General features: G+C 43.8%; 17 protein-coding genes. 12 read left to right on the plus strand and 5 right to left on the minus strand.

Annotation, left to right across the window (positions count from 1 at the left end):
- Positions 1-42 precede the first annotated feature (42 nt).
- Positions 43-849, minus strand: coding sequence for a hypothetical protein (locus tag F6J99_RS01210; RefSeq protein WP_293111360.1), 807 nt, complete (start codon positions 847-849; stop codon positions 43-45).
- Positions 850-1,044: 195 nt separating this feature from the next.
- On the opposite strand from F6J99_RS01210, the gene F6J99_RS01215 reads away from it, so the two are divergent.
- The 7 genes from F6J99_RS01215 (at position 1,045) to F6J99_RS01245 (ending at position 7,182) form a co-directional block, all read left to right on the plus strand.
- Positions 1,045-1,167, plus strand: a complete 123-nt coding sequence (locus F6J99_RS01215) for a hypothetical protein (protein ID WP_293111361.1) — start codon at positions 1,045-1,047, stop codon at positions 1,165-1,167.
- 37 nt (positions 1,168-1,204) lie between these two features.
- Entirely contained in the window at positions 1,205-3,061 is a 1,857-nt protein-coding gene (locus F6J99_RS01220) for an ABC transporter substrate-binding protein (protein WP_293111362.1), read from the plus strand.
- 38 nt (positions 3,062-3,099) lie between these two features.
- The gene (locus F6J99_RS01225) at positions 3,100-3,228 is read left to right on the plus strand and encodes a hypothetical protein (protein WP_293111363.1); all 129 of its coding nucleotides are present in this window, start codon (positions 3,100-3,102) and stop codon (positions 3,226-3,228) included.
- The gene (locus F6J99_RS01230) at positions 3,210-3,425 is read left to right on the plus strand and encodes a hypothetical protein (RefSeq protein WP_293111364.1); all 216 of its coding nucleotides are present in this window, start codon (positions 3,210-3,212) and stop codon (positions 3,423-3,425) included. Before F6J99_RS01225 ends, F6J99_RS01230 begins: the two co-directional genes overlap by 19 nt.
- 108 nt (positions 3,426-3,533) lie before the next feature.
- The gene (locus F6J99_RS01235) at positions 3,534-4,583 is read left to right on the plus strand and encodes a PEP-CTERM sorting domain-containing protein (protein WP_293111365.1); all 1,050 of its coding nucleotides are present in this window, start codon (positions 3,534-3,536) and stop codon (positions 4,581-4,583) included.
- 601 nt (positions 4,584-5,184) lie between these two features.
- Positions 5,185-6,078 carry a Rieske 2Fe-2S domain-containing protein gene (locus F6J99_RS01240; RefSeq protein WP_293111366.1) on the plus strand — a complete coding sequence of 298 codons (894 nt, stop codon included), beginning with the start codon at positions 5,185-5,187 and terminating at the stop codon, positions 6,076-6,078.
- 201 nt (positions 6,079-6,279) lie between these two features.
- Positions 6,280-7,182 carry a class I SAM-dependent methyltransferase gene (locus F6J99_RS01245; protein WP_293111367.1) on the plus strand — a complete coding sequence of 301 codons (903 nt, stop codon included), beginning with the start codon at positions 6,280-6,282 and terminating at the stop codon, positions 7,180-7,182.
- Between the two features lie 75 nt (positions 7,183-7,257).
- Here the strand turns inward: F6J99_RS01245 and F6J99_RS01250 are convergent, their stop codons facing one another.
- Both F6J99_RS01250 and F6J99_RS01255 read right to left on the minus strand, forming a co-directional pair.
- Positions 7,258-7,644, minus strand: coding sequence for a type II toxin-antitoxin system VapC family toxin (locus F6J99_RS01250; RefSeq protein ID WP_293111368.1), 387 nt, complete (start codon positions 7,642-7,644; stop codon positions 7,258-7,260).
- Positions 7,645-7,652: 8 nt separating this feature from the next.
- Positions 7,653-7,895, minus strand: coding sequence for a type II toxin-antitoxin system prevent-host-death family antitoxin (locus F6J99_RS01255; protein WP_293086728.1), 243 nt, complete (start codon positions 7,893-7,895; stop codon positions 7,653-7,655).
- 93 nt (positions 7,896-7,988) lie between these two features.
- Between F6J99_RS01255 and F6J99_RS01260 the strand changes: the two genes are divergently transcribed.
- From F6J99_RS01260 to F6J99_RS01275, 4 genes are all read left to right on the plus strand, one after another.
- Positions 7,989-8,285: a hypothetical protein gene (locus F6J99_RS01260; protein ID WP_293111369.1), complete on the plus strand. Its 297-nt coding sequence runs from the start codon at positions 7,989-7,991 to the stop codon at positions 8,283-8,285.
- A gap of 27 nt (positions 8,286-8,312) precedes the next feature.
- Positions 8,313-8,861 carry a Uma2 family endonuclease gene (locus F6J99_RS01265; protein WP_293111370.1) on the plus strand — a complete coding sequence of 183 codons (549 nt, stop codon included), beginning with the start codon at positions 8,313-8,315 and terminating at the stop codon, positions 8,859-8,861.
- Positions 8,862-9,437: 576 nt separating this feature from the next.
- Positions 9,438-9,848, plus strand: a complete 411-nt coding sequence (locus tag F6J99_RS01270) for an SWIM zinc finger family protein (protein WP_293111371.1) — start codon at positions 9,438-9,440, stop codon at positions 9,846-9,848.
- Between the two features lie 60 nt (positions 9,849-9,908).
- Positions 9,909-10,058: a hypothetical protein gene (locus tag F6J99_RS01275; RefSeq protein ID WP_158517231.1), complete on the plus strand. Its 150-nt coding sequence runs from the start codon at positions 9,909-9,911 to the stop codon at positions 10,056-10,058.
- Here F6J99_RS01275 and F6J99_RS01280 read toward each other — a convergent pair.
- Positions 10,047-10,463 carry an anti-sigma regulatory factor gene (locus F6J99_RS01280; protein WP_070393045.1) on the minus strand — a complete coding sequence of 139 codons (417 nt, stop codon included), beginning with the start codon at positions 10,461-10,463 and terminating at the stop codon, positions 10,047-10,049. The two genes, F6J99_RS01275 and F6J99_RS01280, sit on opposite strands and share 12 nt — an antisense overlap.
- A gap of 3 nt (positions 10,464-10,466) precedes the next feature.
- Positions 10,467-12,149, minus strand: a complete 1,683-nt coding sequence (locus F6J99_RS01285) for a SpoIIE family protein phosphatase (RefSeq protein WP_293111416.1) — start codon at positions 12,147-12,149, stop codon at positions 10,467-10,469.
- Between the two features lie 97 nt (positions 12,150-12,246).
- Here F6J99_RS01285 and F6J99_RS01290 point away from each other — a divergent pair, with 97 nt between their 5' ends.
- The gene (locus F6J99_RS01290) at positions 12,247-13,839 is read left to right on the plus strand and encodes a Na+/H+ antiporter (protein WP_293111372.1); all 1,593 of its coding nucleotides are present in this window, start codon (positions 12,247-12,249) and stop codon (positions 13,837-13,839) included.
- The last annotated feature ends 53 nt before the right edge of the window (positions 13,840-13,892 follow it).

Raw genomic sequence — 13,892 nt, forward strand, 5'->3', positions numbered from 1 at the left:
CGGCGCCGAATCGCAGGTGTGAATACCAACTAATATCAGCCGCTAAAAAACTGTTTCTTCCATGTTTTCATTGTCAGGGGTGGGAAAGCTTTGTAGCCTCTTGAGGAAATCTAACAATTCTTCAGGTGTCAGAAACTGACGGGAAATCTTCCCGTAAACCTGTTGTAGGTATTTAACTCCATCTTGTTTTGACCACCGCAACCGTTGAAGTTCTTTGGAGGTCTGCTTTAGAATTTCAAAAGATTCGTGGGACTTGATCCAATCTTCCGATTGTTGTGCCCGGGTCTGTGGCTTTGTTTGTGGCTCTGACTCTGGTCCTGGTGGTGAAATTGGCTGACCACTTAAAAGTGACTGGCAGGCATTGGCAATCGAGTAGATATTAACAGAAGCATCCCAATCATAGGATATATAGCGGTCTCTACTATCATAGAGGGAACAGAATACGGTAGCTGGATTACCTTTTGAGGTATCATTACCCCTCAGAGCGATCGTCAGCGGTTCCTTTACTTGCTCAGGGGATAGCTTAACAAGACTAAGCAAAAAGCAACGAGAAAATATACTATCAATCCCTGACTGGATAGAATACGGTTTATCCGCTAGCACTTGGATGCGGAGTTTAAGCACTTCTTTCTCAAGAAATTCTTTTGCCACGATCTCAAGCCCACTCACAAAACATCGGATGGCTTGGTGGTAAATGGCTTCTGGTTTGTTTTCTGAGTGATTCCAAAAGTGCCACAGGTACTTACCATTTTCAGAGTTTTTGACATAGATTATTTTCGGGATTGGGGCATCACAAAACCCCAATTTTTTGGTATTGTCTAGGTTGCTTGACTCTACTGTTTCGGCCATGACACTCCCTTGGATACTATCGCAAATCTGTGCTATAAGTATCCAAACCTGATGTATGCGTTCGCATTTGTTTTATGAATATCGGGTATGCTTTACCGTAATAGATCGATGCTCGCGCATCCGGTTTGTTGATCCCGTTTGTTGATGATCACGTTATGGTTATAGCCATGAAATTACTAGAGAAATCCTAAATCTGTGATAACTTTTGATTTAGGATTTCCCTATTCCCTATTCCCTATTCCCTATTCCCTATTCCCTATTCCCTATTCCCTATTCCCTATTCCCTATTTCCTATTCCCTTTGCTATATAAATTTTAATACCGATACCGTTACCATTTGCGACTGCATCAAGACAATGATCAAAAATGTATTTAAAGATATCCTCTTATCCAAAACTAATTCTTCCCTTCCTCCTCTCCCCACACTCCTCCCTTTTCAACACGTCTTACGACCCCTGGGTCTAGCTGTTGCGCTGGCGCTATTTTGTCTATTGACCCTTACAGGTTGCCATCCGAACCAGTTTAAGACTCAGGCAGCTCAGGTCTCTCAACTAGTTTTAGCTACTCCTAGTGACCCAACTAGCTTTAACTATATTGTTAATAGCTCTATCTACGGTGTGTTTGGTTATATATACGAAGGATTACTGACTCAGAATGGCATGACAGGGAAGTTGGAGCCAGGACTAGCTGAATCTTGGGACATTTCCTCAGACCGACAGCGGATCACCTTCACCCTGCGGGATGGGCTAAAGTGGTCTGATGGGGAGCCCCTAACGGTGGATGATGTGATCTTTACCTATCAGGAGCTTTACCTAAATCCCAAGATTCCCACAGTGCATCGAGATTTCCTCAAGATTGGTAGTAATGGTAAGTACCCATCGGTGCGCAAACTAGATCAGCGGCGAGTTGAGCTTACCTTACCACAACCCTTTGCGCCATTTGTGAGATCCGCAGGAACCCTAGCCATTCTACCGGCTCATGCGTTACGAGAGTCTGTGCAAGCCACTGATGGTAATGGCAATCCCCAGTTTCTTTCAACTTGGGGCACTAACACCAATCCCCAAGACATTGTTAGCAATGGTCCCTATCGACTACAAAAGTATACCCCTGCTGAGCGAGTCATCCTACAACGCAACCCTTATTACTGGCGTGCTGATGCTCAAGGAAATCCCCAACCCTACATTCAACGGATTGTCTTACAAGTTATCCCATCCTCTGATAACCAGTTACTCAGATTTCGCTCTGGGGAGTTGGATAGCCTCAGAGTCAATCCCGAGGCCTTTGGGTTACTTAAACGAGAGGAAAAGCGGGGGAAATACACCATTTACAATGGAGGACCGATGCCTAGCATTAGGTTTGTCGGTTTTAATCTCAACAAAGCTCGCAATGGTCAGGGAAAGCCTTTCGTAGACCCAATCAAGTCCCGTTGGTTCAATACCTTGGCCTTTCGACAAGCGGTAGCCTATGCTATTGACCGGGAAAGAATGAAAACTAATATTTATCGGGGACTGGGTGAAGTACAACATTCTCCCATTGCTGTCCAAAGTCCCTATTACCTGTCCCCAGAAGATGGGTTAAAAGTCTACAACTATCAACCCCAGAAGGCCAAACAATTACTATTAGAGGCGGGTTTCAGGTATAACTCCCAAAATCAGCTGCTGGATTGGGATGGCAACCGGGTAAAATTCACTATGCTGGTGAAATCAGACGATAAATCCCGAGTAGACGCAGCAGTTCAGATTAAACAAGACTTGAGCCAAATTGGGATAGAAGCAGATTTGCAGGTACTCAGCTTCAACCTTGTGCTCAGAAAGCTCCTATCGACTCGGGATTGGGAGTGTTATGTGGGTGCCTTTGGAGCAGGAGTGAGTGAGCCTCACACTGTATTTCTGTTCTGGTACAGTGGAGGCTCGTTTCATCAATTTAATCAAGGTCCTCAACCCGGACAACCACCACTAGAAGGGTGGGAAGTGTCTGACTGGGAGCAAGAGATTGACCGTCTGTTCAATGCTGGGATACAAGAACTTGATCAGAGCAAACGCAAAGTCATTTATGGTCAATTCCAGGAAATCGTTGCCGAGGAGTTGCCCGTGTTTTTCCTGGTCAATTCACTAGACTTTCAGGCAGTACGCGATCGCATCGAGAATATCAAATTTTCTAGCTTAGGCGGACCTTTATGGAACATTGATGAGCTGAGAATTGCCGAAAACTAATCAAGTCTTGGGCCTTGGGGGATGGGGATTGTGGGGAGATGGGGAGATGGGGAGCTCACAGGGGTAGGTTTTTTACATTAAGGTCAAACATGGGGCGACCCAGAGGGAGAGGAAAAGGAAAACAACGAAAAAGCGGTGCAGCGCGGTCTTGGGGGAAACCCCCGTGAGGCCACTGCATCGCTTTCTTATGCCCCACACCCGGTCACCCCACCCCCTACACCCCACACCTGAGGTCAAAGTAAAAAACCTACCCTTATGGGGAGATGGGGAGATGGGGGAAATTTTTATTAAGCGATGCAGCGCGGTCTTGGGGGTTTCCCCCACTCGCGCTTTGCATCAAGACAGGGTAATTATCCCGACATGATATGACAGATTCTGCCTGTAGGGTGGTAGGACTAGAATGTGCCCGGAAAATTTGCTAAATCATGGTGTTTTTGGCAACATTATTTTGGTAATAAAACCGAAAAAATTGATGAATTTTTCCTCTTCTCGAATAAAATACTCCCTTAGCCTCTGTAGTGCTATTGTTATGAGTTTCGGAACGGCAGAAATAGCCACTGCTGCCACTTTCAGTGATGCACCCATTTTTTCTGAAGTTGATAGCTTCAGTACTACCATTACAACCAATGGCAATCCGGCAGACATTTACTTTCCAGTTGTATCTAGGACTAGCAACGAATTATTTCCCACTACCATCCTCTTGCCAGGTGGATTGGTAGATAAATCCTTCTACTCTAGTTTTGCGACTCAGGTGGCTAGCTACGGCTTTGTGGTTGTCGTCCCGAACAATAGGGTATCTCTACCCCAGTTTAATTTTGAAGGATTGTTGCCCGAAGCTTCGCAAATTAACTCGATTTTCGACTTTATCATTACAGAAAGCGAGAATTATAATTCCCAGCTTGCGGGCATTGTAGATACCGAAAAGCTAGCTTTACTCGGTCATTCCCAAGGGGGTGCAGTCGGTTTAACCGCCATTGAAGGTTCCTGTATTTTTCCCCTGTGTTTGAATGATTTTAGTCGTCCAGAAGCACTTATGGCCGCTGCTTTCTATGGTACGAATCGATTCGATCCCTTCTTAATGGAATTTGTTCCTACTGCTAATGATGGCATTCCTGTGGCCTTAGTTCAGGGAAGTCTCGATGGTGTGGCAACCCCTGAGGAAGCTTTGGCTACTTTTGAGTTAATCCAAGATTCTCCTAAGGCATTGATTACCGTTGCAGGTGCCAATCACTTTGGTATTACTAATGTTAATAATCCCCCTGGTGCCCGACCGGATTTTAGCAATCCCACTCTCGCTCAGGATGAAGCGATTGAAACTATTGCCCGTTGGAGTGCTTTGTTCTTGCGCGCTAATCTTCTAGATGATGCCAACGCTTTTGATTTTGTATTCGATACAGGAGCAACATTAGATCCTAATGTTACTGTGATTGCTGAGCTGAAAACTGTTCCGGAACCAAGTTCCCTGTTTGGGGTATTGGCAATAGCTATGGGCGGTATTAGTTGGCTGTGGCAGCGTAAATAGGGGTTAGTGTGCTGCCAGGGTAAGCCCAATAATAAACAAGGAGGAATTATTTTTAACAATATTGAAAAAAACTATTAAAAAAAAGTACAATAGTGCCGGTAATCAAGGTTTATTATGGTCATAATCATTGAATTTTATGACATTTTGGATCAATTTTTTTTTCGCTTACCCTGCTCCCTACTCCCTACTCCCGCGCAACCCCAAGGGCTGGGTAACTCACCCCATTGATAACTGCTATCTATAATTAATAGAAAGAAAGGGGTTGATGAAAAATGCGATGGGCGAGCATTGATCGGCTACACGATCGCATTTGTTTTATGAATCTGGGGTATGCGATGCTCAGCATTGAGCCCCTAAGCGATTGGCCTAGAGCCAAGCTACGCGAACGCGTCTGAGAGTTGACTTGTTGATGGCAAGAGTGTACCCATACTGTACGAGCCAGGATAGCGATCGCTTTCTTTGTTAACTTAGACTAGGTTAACTCATACTAGAGGGAGTACAGAACCATAAATGATCGTTATGCAGATTCAGGACAAGCAGTAAACTGACCAGTCAAGGGAAAAATTATTCCGACCATGGTCTCGTTTTGAGGAAGTTATCTATGAGAGTTGATACCAAAACACCAGAAGCAGTACAAAAAACTGCCACTGCTCCTATAGCTGAAACACAGCAAGAGTTCAACTGGCAGCAGAGCTGGTATCCTGTCACCTTTGTCCAAGACCTGCCCACAGAGCGTCCTTACAGCTTCTCCCTGTACGACGAGCCTTTGGTATTGTTCAGAAACCAAGATGGTAAGCTAGCTTGTTTAACAAACCGCTGCCCATGGGTAAACCTTGATTTCGTTGCTCCCAATTTAGTGACCTACAGAAGCTCAAGAGAGGAAAAATCAGTTCGTATCGGTGGAGCAGCACTTTATTCCCTTCCTCTAGGTCAGGGCAAATGCCGTATTATTATTAGGAATTATAATAATTATTCTACCTGGAAACTGAAGCTACAGCCTCATTGGATGGAACACTGGTACCGAGACAAATTCTTAGAAGAAGATTTACCACTTGTGGTGGGACAGCAGGCAGAAGTGGAGCGGTTGGGAACAAGCCTAAACTCTCTGTATTTGCCACTCAAAACATCAGATATGTTGTTGATTGAGTATCGCAAGTGGCTCGATAAGTTCGGAACGTCTTTACCTTTTTATCAAGGCTATTCTACCAGGAAGCTACCCCAGAAAAAACTGGAAGATAATCAGCAACCACCTCCCCTAGACCGATTAAGGCGACATACTCAAATCTGTGGTTCCTGCAATCGAGCCTATCAGGTAACCAACCGGTTAAAAACGACTTTTGTGGCAGTAGCGATCGCATTGGCAGCTTTGGCAATAGTTACGGATGGTTCTGGGACTGAACTAGTTGCTATTTTAGGGTCTGGCTCAGCCGTTGTTATCGCAACAGTTGCCCATCAAGTAAAAACCCATTTCGAGGGTTCTTACACTCGTCATTAACCCTAATTTGACCTCAAGGTCATAAACTAACTCTGTATAATTCATGGTTTTATAGTAAGATTAATAATTTTACTATAAAACCATGAGCGAAAACCCCAAAGTGATATTTTATATTAATTGTATTCTAGTAACTGCATTCTAGTAACTGTATTCTAGTAAACGTAATTGTCCCTCATCTCAATCCAAAAAAATTACCGAAATATGACCGTCCCCACCAATAATCCCAAGGAATTTAGACAATTTGAATATTGTGGATGGCAACAGTCAGTAGACCAATACCATTCCTCTTTTTCCTCTCTGACTAGCCAAACTATCGACTCTCTGCTTGATAGTGTAAATGCAGGAAGGGATATGGAATTGCTTGATATTGCCACTGGTCCTGGCTATGTGGCTGCTCAGGCCCACAAGCGAGGATGTAAGGTGACGGGGGTAGATTTATCAGACGCTATGGTTGCCAAAGCCAGGCAACTCAATCCCCAGATTGACCTACGGTCACGCTACGCGATGAAGCGTTCGCAAAGCGTGGCCGAAAGGCCTCAGCTTCCGCTAAGAGCGATCGAATTTTGTCAGGGGGAAGCCGAATCATTACCCTTTGCTGAATCTCAATATCAAGCAGCCGTAATGAACTTTGGAATTTTGCATTTGGCTGAACCAGAAAAGGCACTGGGTGAAGCATTTCGGGTAATTCGTAGCCAGGCTAAGTTTGGGTTTACTGTGTGGAGTAAGCCAGACAAATCGATAGCGTTGAAGATTATGAATAAGGCGATTGAAACCTATAAAAATACAGATATTACTCTTCCAGAAGGGCCACCATTTTTTCTGTTTAGTGAACCGGATTACTGCTTCAAGTGTTTGCAAAATTTAGGATTTAAGAATCCTTCTGTCCAAGAAATACCCCTACTCTGGGAACTTAGCAGTGCCGATGAACTTTTTGATGCTTTTTATAAAGGCACCGCCAGAACAGGTGGTATACTGCGCGCTCAAACTAGTCAATCCCTGGACAATATACGGGCAGCAATTCACCAGGAAACGGCAAGCTATAGGCAAAATAATCGACTGCTGCTGCCTATGTCAGCCATAGTTGTATCTGCTCAGAAACCTTGAACTATTCCCGAATTGAAGTAATAAGCTGATCTTGATTGTCTTGCGCGTACCCTGAGGATTTTGCTTAAGTGTGCCTCACCAAAGAATATCGACATCATAAAGGGATATTTTCGCATCTTTGGTTATAATCGGAAGGTTTTCCAGCTGACTCTGAGCAATCAATACCCGATCAAATGGGTCTTTATGGTGAGAATCTAGTTTCCATATTTGCAGAACATGTTTTATTTCGATTGGGAGGATTTGAAAGCAGTAGTAATCAAGACGAGTGGGAATATAAGATTCAGGGGATTCTGGCAGAGTTAATTTGCCAATACGAGTTTTGATAATGATTTCCCAAGCACTGGCGACACTGAAAAATATTTCGTTGTCAGGGTCTTGAATAGTTTCACGAGCCCTAGCAGAAAGTCGCGGATCGTCGGCAGCCCACCACAAAAAGGCATTTGTATCAAGTAAAGCTTCCATGTGATCGGTTATCCTTGACCGTAAAAAGATTCTAAAATCTCTTCAGGGAGAGGATCGTCAAAATCATCTGGAACAACTAAACGCCCTTTGTCGATACCTGGCACTCTTGGTTTTGGTGGTTTTATTGACGGAATAATCCTTGCCATTTCTTGGCCCTGTGCTGAAATGATAATTTCTTCTCCTTTGAGTACCTGACTGAATAATTCAGAGAATCGTTGTTCAGCTTCTTGTTGGTTTACATGAATCGTCATATCTTCATAGAGGCAAAATAACCATAGGTCTATTATAAATTTAACAGCTGGGATCAGGTAAAGTTAAACAAATTTAAAAGGAAAGGAAACTTTATGAACAAGCCTGAAGATGAATTGACATTACAACTGCATCCCCGTCCTCAAGAAAAAGTCTCCCTGGATATTCCCACTGATACCTTAGCATCCCTCAAAAAAGTAGCTGCTAGTCGAGATATGTCCTGTGAGGCATTACTAAAACTGTATATTGGACAAGGACTAAGACAGGACTTAGCTAAATCATTTTCTAAGCGCGTACTAGAAGCAACAGCAGAGGTTTTAGCCAAGCATATTTCCTCAGAGGCAGAAATAGCGGATATCCTACAAGAAATTCGCACAGAAACCAATCATTAAAAGGGCAGATACACCATAAGTACAACCATGATAACCTTAGCTAAATGGTCAATTCAAGACTATCATAACATGATTGCAGCAGGTATCCTAAGTGAGCGTCATGTCGAATTACTAGAAGGGCAAATTATTGAGATGTCACCAGAGGGACCTTTACATCGAAAAATAAACGATTCTATCGCGGAATATTTGCGGGAACAGCTCCGAGGTAGCGCCAAGATTTACGAATCACATCCTGTTTCCCTTCCTGATTCAGAACCAGAACCAGATATTGCGGTTGTCAAATTGCCCGTTTCCTTGTACGACTCTCGTCACCCTTCTGCCGAAGAAATTTACCTATTAATAGAAATCTCTGATAGTACCTTAGAAAAAGACTTGGAACAGAAGCGAATTGCTTATGCTCATGCTGGCATATTAGAATATTGGGTTGTAGATTTGAAAGCTCAACAACTGATCGTGTTTCAGCAACCATCGGGCAATAGTTATCAAATTCAACAAACCTACAGCCAAGGAAATCTCTACCTTGTTGCTTTTGAGCATATTAAACTATCAGTAGAAAAGCTAGTATCGTTAAACTAAAATAGGGAATAAGCAAGCTAGCAATAGGCAATCACAATAATTAACATAAAGCGATCGCTCTTGTGGTTTCCCTGCCTCAACTATAGCACTATGACGATCGCCTTACGCCATACTATAGCAGAAGTCAGAAGTCAGAAGTCAGAAGTCAGAGCTAAAACTATTGCTATACTTAGCTTTGAGACTTTTGTCATGTCCTAACTGCCCTGGCGACTGCTATACAAACCAACAGAAACCAAATGGCAGACTTCATTGTGATCACTGGCGATAAAGCAATGTTTAACCCCACCTTTGGAAAAGCAATAGTCGCCCCGTGCCTCCATCGGCTTGATTAAAATATTTCTTTACATTATGGCGTGATTGTTTCTGTGCTTACCTTGATACTATATACTCAATATCCTTTAGTAGATCAAAAAACGGAGTCCGAAAACCTAGGGTTTTCAGTCGCCACTTTCAAAGTAGCGATCGCTACTTTTTGATCTACTGATTTGATCTAATTAAAAAAGGCATTTACTTCTCTTGTGCTTCCATCCTGCCATCGCTGTTAGATCAAAAGCATACATACCAGGGTACTGAGCAATGTCTATTCCAGAAATCAGCCAGGAAATTATTCGTTCTTATGCCAGTAGCCAATCTTGGCAAAGAGGACAAGCTTATTATCACGATGGCCATGTGAGAAGAGTAGTTCAACGGGGGAAATTAATTACAGCAGAAGTTGAAAGTAGTGATATTCGCCCTTATCAAGAGGTGCGACCCGTGGCGAATTTAATTCTTAATGCGGAAAGCGCACCTATTAATATTGGTTTTGAAGAAAATGAATTAGACGCAGGTTATTGTAGTTGTCCTTACGGACATGGAGGATACTGCAAACATATTGTAGCAACATTATTAGTATGCTTGCACCAACCAGAACTAATTGAACAGCGTCCTAGTTTAGAGGAAATTTTAGACCGCCTTAATGAGGTTCAGATATATAGCCTTTGTATTTGAGACGTAAACCTAGGAAGTCTATTTTTACTGTGCAATCACACTCCGGATCTCTTTCCCCTTTTGCCTGTTGCCTATTGCCTGTTGCCTATTGCCTGTTGCCTATTGCCTGTTGCCTATTGCCTGTTGCCTATTGCCTGTTGCCTGTTGCCTCTTGCCTTTTTGGGCAAATCCTGTGTTTACAACCCAGATACAAATGGGCTACTGGGCTAAGCTGACTTGCAACTCCAAACAATTCCGACCATTGACCTGTAAGCGATACTCCACCCGATCCATTAGTCGATGGATAATTAGCCAGCCATAGCCGTTTTCCTGTAAATCACCTGGATTCGGTGCTTTATAAAAGGATGGGTCAAATCCTTGACCATAATCCCAAATCTCCAGAGCAATATCCCGTTCTTTGAGTTCTAGGCAAATCAAGATGGGTAAATTGGGTTGATCGCGATGAGCATGACGCACTACGTTAGAGTAAGCTTCCACTAATACCAATCGCAAACGATTGGATAGACTAGGCCAATCAACACGATTTCCGAGTTCAACCTGCAAAATCCCTATAAACCAGTTTTCGACAATGCTCAAAAACTTCAGGTCACTCGGTATCTGTAGTTCTGTTTTCATTCACTACAATACCTCCAGAGATACTAGGGTTTGGTCGTCTTCCTGAATCGGGTTAGTACGCTCTCGAATCCGAGCTAAGAAATTACTAAGGTCAAAGGGAGCAGGTTCCTGAAGCAGAAGCTGCCAAAGACCGGATGACTCAAGCCTAGAACTGGTGCTGGTTGACCCATTGGATGAACGGCCCACTGGATTCAGGGTTGCTTCCGTAATTCCATCACTTGTTAGTAGCAGGATGCTACCTGAATTTAATCTTAAATGTCCTGATTCCGCCTGCCAAATTGGCAAAATTCCCAAGGGAATACCCCGAACCTCGAGGTAAGTCGGCTCTGGAGTTTTTGATTCTGAGTGTTGTTGGACTACTTGGTGATCAGACCAAACCATAGGATAGGTATGACCAGCATTAGCGTAAACCAACTGTTGTTTGTCAGGGGTATAACGAGCCAAGACCAGGGTAATAAAACGGTTGGTATTATAAAGGTCATCTGACATGGTGTGGTTAAGATTTTGGATCACTGTTTTTGGGTCTGGGGATATTTCTTGAGCAAGTTCCCGTCGTAACATCGACATGGCACTGGTCATAAATAAGGCAGCAGGTACGCCTTTACCGGAGACATCTCCAACTGCTAGCCATATATCTCCTTGGGGATGAACATAGACTTCAAAAAAATCCCCACCAACCTGTCGCGCTGGGGTGCAGTGAGCTTGCACTCGCACCTGTTCCATCTTTGGCCAACTCTGACGCAGCAAATTATTCTGAATCTGGCGAGCTACATCTAGTTCATCCCGCATCTGCTGAGCCTGTAACTGGGTGCGTTGGAGTAGTTTTGCCTGAGAAATCGCTAACGCTGCTTGTTTAGCAACGGCTTCTATTAGCTGGATATCGTCTGTATTCCAAGATCCCTCACTCTTTTGCTGGTAGAGACACAACACCCCTAAGATCTGTTGTTGGTCCGGTAGGGGAACGATCAAATGCACCGAATTCTGACCATCCCTTGTTTCTTGCCACAACTTAGTCTCGGGTTTCTCTAATACCTGTTGTATCATCAAATCAGCATTAGGGATATGAGGTGTATTGCCATCCCCAGAAACCTTGTAGGTGAAACATTCTGGTGTGAGTTGGTTGAACTCTACCGGTTGCAGGAAACAAGCAGTAGCATCAAAGGCTTGACCCATGGTGGTCACTACCTTTTGCAGTAGATTACTATAATCTAGAGATTCTCGAATTGCCGTTGTCACCATATTGAACAATTCTTCCCGTCGTAAGGCCCGAGAAAGTTCCCTGGTTCTTTTTTTTAGGACTTGGTAAGTTTCCGCAGCTTGTCGCACCACTGCTTTTAGTTCCTCACCCTGCCAAGGCTTTGTGATGTATTTATAGACCTGACCTGAGTTAATCGCTTCCACCAAATCTTCTATATCTGTGTAGGCAGTCAACAGGATGCGAATTGTATCTGGAAAACGCTCTACTGTCCTGCTTAAGAATTCTGTGCCATTCATTCCCCCTAGGCGCTGATCTGAGATAATAATCGCCATCTCTCCTTCAGTGTCCAAAATCTCTAAGGCCGTTATGGCATCATTAGCTCTGAACACTTGAAATTTTCGGCGGAAGGTTCTGTAAAGTAGATCTAAGTTGTCAGACTCATCGTCTACTACCATCAATTTGAGTTTGTCTTGATTTCCCTGACTCATCAGTAATTGTGGTTTGGTAAGGGGAAAACCGAAAACCCCTGTGATTTTAGGCATGGGCAGGAGGCTTTCCCTTTTGAGTGTATCTTGGAGTTTCTGTATGTCCCTAGAGTCCACTGTCGGCGAAGTCGCCATTAAGCAAAACCTCGAACAGTTTCTCCTAGTGCTGTCGGTGTCTTTAAGTGTGGCAACCCTATCTCGGATCTTTTCCTGGTTCCGTAAAATTCCTTACACCCTATTACTGGTAATTGTTGGGTTAGGCTTGGCTTTTGTGGATGTCCGACTGGTTAACTTATCACCAGAACTGATTCTGGAAATTTTCCTACCCCCCCTACTCTTTGAAGCCGCTTGGAATATCCGCTGGCGGGACTTACGACGGGATTTGGTACCGGTGAGTCTATTTGCGATCGCTGGGGTGATTATTTCTGTAGTTGGCATTGCCTTTGCTATCAATCAGCTGACAGGACTACCCCTGACCATAGCTTTATTGGTTGGAGCCAGTCTTTCTGCCACTGACCCAGTTTCGGTTATTGCCCTATTTCGGGAATTGGGTGCGGATAAACGGTTGAAAACGCTGATGGAGGGGGAAAGCCTATTTAATGATGGGGTAGCGGTGGTTGCTTTTAGTTTATTAGTCGGACTACCCCTAGGACTAGAAGAATTTTCCATTGCCACTAGTGTTGCCCGTTTCTTAGGGTTTGTGGGGATTGGGATTGGTATCGGTTGCATCATTGGTTTTGGAATTTCCTACGCCACCCAACGCTTTGATTTACCCCTGGTGGAGCAATCCCTGACCTTGGTTTCTGCTTATGGCACTTATTTAATTGTGGAGGAACTAGGGGGATCAGGTGTGATTGGGGTAGTCACCGTTGGGGTGATCTTGGGCAATTTTGGCTCCCGCATTGGTATGAACCCCCGTACCCGGTTGATTGTCTCTGAGTTTTGGGACTTTTTAGCCTTTTTTGTGAACTCGATTGTCTTTCTACTGATTGGTGACCAAATCAAGATAGCTAGTTTAGGGCAAAATATCAAATTAATTGCGGTTACTATCTTGGCTGTACTACTCACCAGAGCGATCGCAGTTTATGGTTTGGGCGCACTCAGCAATATCTTGGTCAACTCTCAAATTGGTTGGCGGGAACAAACCGTCCTATGGTGGGGTGGCTTGCGAGGTTCGGTTTCCATTGCTCTGGCCTTAAGTGTGCCAGTTGTGTTAGAAGGACGACAAGATATTATCGAAACTGTGTTTGGGGTGGTATTGTTTACCCTGCTAGTCCAGGGGTTAACCACCCGATGGTTTCTCGAAAAGTTAAATTTAATTGGTGACCAACCCTTACGTCAGCAATATTCTGAAGTTCTTGCCCGTCGCATCGCCCTGAATCGGGTCAGAAATTATCTTGAGGAGGGCTTAAACACCACAGAAATCGATTCAGACCTGTGGCGCTATCAAACCAAACTTATCGATTCCCAACTGACAACGATTAACAATGAAATTAAGGAGTTACGGAGTAACCACCCTGAACTCGAAACTCTTGAGCTTGAGCAACTTCAAGAAACAATGTTAGATATTGAAGCTGATACCTACGCCGAATTTATTCGTTCTGGACGGCTCAATGAAAACCTTTCACCGATTATGCAGCAGGTACTGATTGAGGCAGATCAGAAAACCATTGATATTGAGGGTGTGACGTAATTATGGAATGATTAGGTTCTGAAATCGGTGTTTAATCTGAACATTTAACACCT

The organism is Moorena sp. SIO4G3 (assembly GCF_010692305.1).
Lineage (GTDB): Bacteria > Cyanobacteriota > Cyanobacteriia > Cyanobacteriales > Coleofasciculaceae > Moorena > Moorena producens_A.

What these genes read in the sequence shown, in the direction of transcription:
- F6J99_RS01210 (WP_293111360.1), bottom strand. Translation starts at nt 849, where the DNA reads ATGGCCGAAACAGTAGAGTCAAGCAACCTAGACAATACCAAAAAATTG.
- F6J99_RS01220 (WP_293111362.1), top strand. Translation starts at nt 1,205, where the DNA reads ATGATCAAAAATGTATTTAAAGATATCCTCTTATCCAAAACTAATTCT.
- F6J99_RS01225 (WP_293111363.1), top strand. Translation starts at nt 3,100, where the DNA reads ATGGGGAGATGGGGAGCTCACAGGGGTAGGTTTTTTACATTAAGGTCA.
- F6J99_RS01235 (WP_293111365.1), top strand. Translation starts at nt 3,534, where the DNA reads ATGAATTTTTCCTCTTCTCGAATAAAATACTCCCTTAGCCTCTGTAGT.
- F6J99_RS01240 (WP_293111366.1), top strand. Translation starts at nt 5,185, where the DNA reads ATGAGAGTTGATACCAAAACACCAGAAGCAGTACAAAAAACTGCCACT.
- F6J99_RS01245 (WP_293111367.1), top strand. Translation starts at nt 6,280, where the DNA reads ATGACCGTCCCCACCAATAATCCCAAGGAATTTAGACAATTTGAATAT.
- F6J99_RS01250 (WP_293111368.1), bottom strand. Translation starts at nt 7,644, where the DNA reads ATGGAAGCTTTACTTGATACAAATGCCTTTTTGTGGTGGGCTGCCGAC.
- F6J99_RS01255 (WP_293086728.1), bottom strand. Translation starts at nt 7,895, where the DNA reads ATGACGATTCATGTAAACCAACAAGAAGCTGAACAACGATTCTCTGAA.
- F6J99_RS01260 (WP_293111369.1), top strand. Translation starts at nt 7,989, where the DNA reads ATGAACAAGCCTGAAGATGAATTGACATTACAACTGCATCCCCGTCCT.
- F6J99_RS01265 (WP_293111370.1), top strand. Translation starts at nt 8,313, where the DNA reads ATGATAACCTTAGCTAAATGGTCAATTCAAGACTATCATAACATGATT.
- F6J99_RS01270 (WP_293111371.1), top strand. Translation starts at nt 9,438, where the DNA reads ATGTCTATTCCAGAAATCAGCCAGGAAATTATTCGTTCTTATGCCAGT.
- F6J99_RS01280 (WP_070393045.1), bottom strand. Translation starts at nt 10,463, where the DNA reads ATGAAAACAGAACTACAGATACCGAGTGACCTGAAGTTTTTGAGCATT.
- F6J99_RS01285 (WP_293111416.1), bottom strand. Translation starts at nt 12,149, where the DNA reads ATGAGTCAGGGAAATCAAGACAAACTCAAATTGATGGTAGTAGACGAT.
- F6J99_RS01290 (WP_293111372.1), top strand. Translation starts at nt 12,247, where the DNA reads ATGTCCCTAGAGTCCACTGTCGGCGAAGTCGCCATTAAGCAAAACCTC.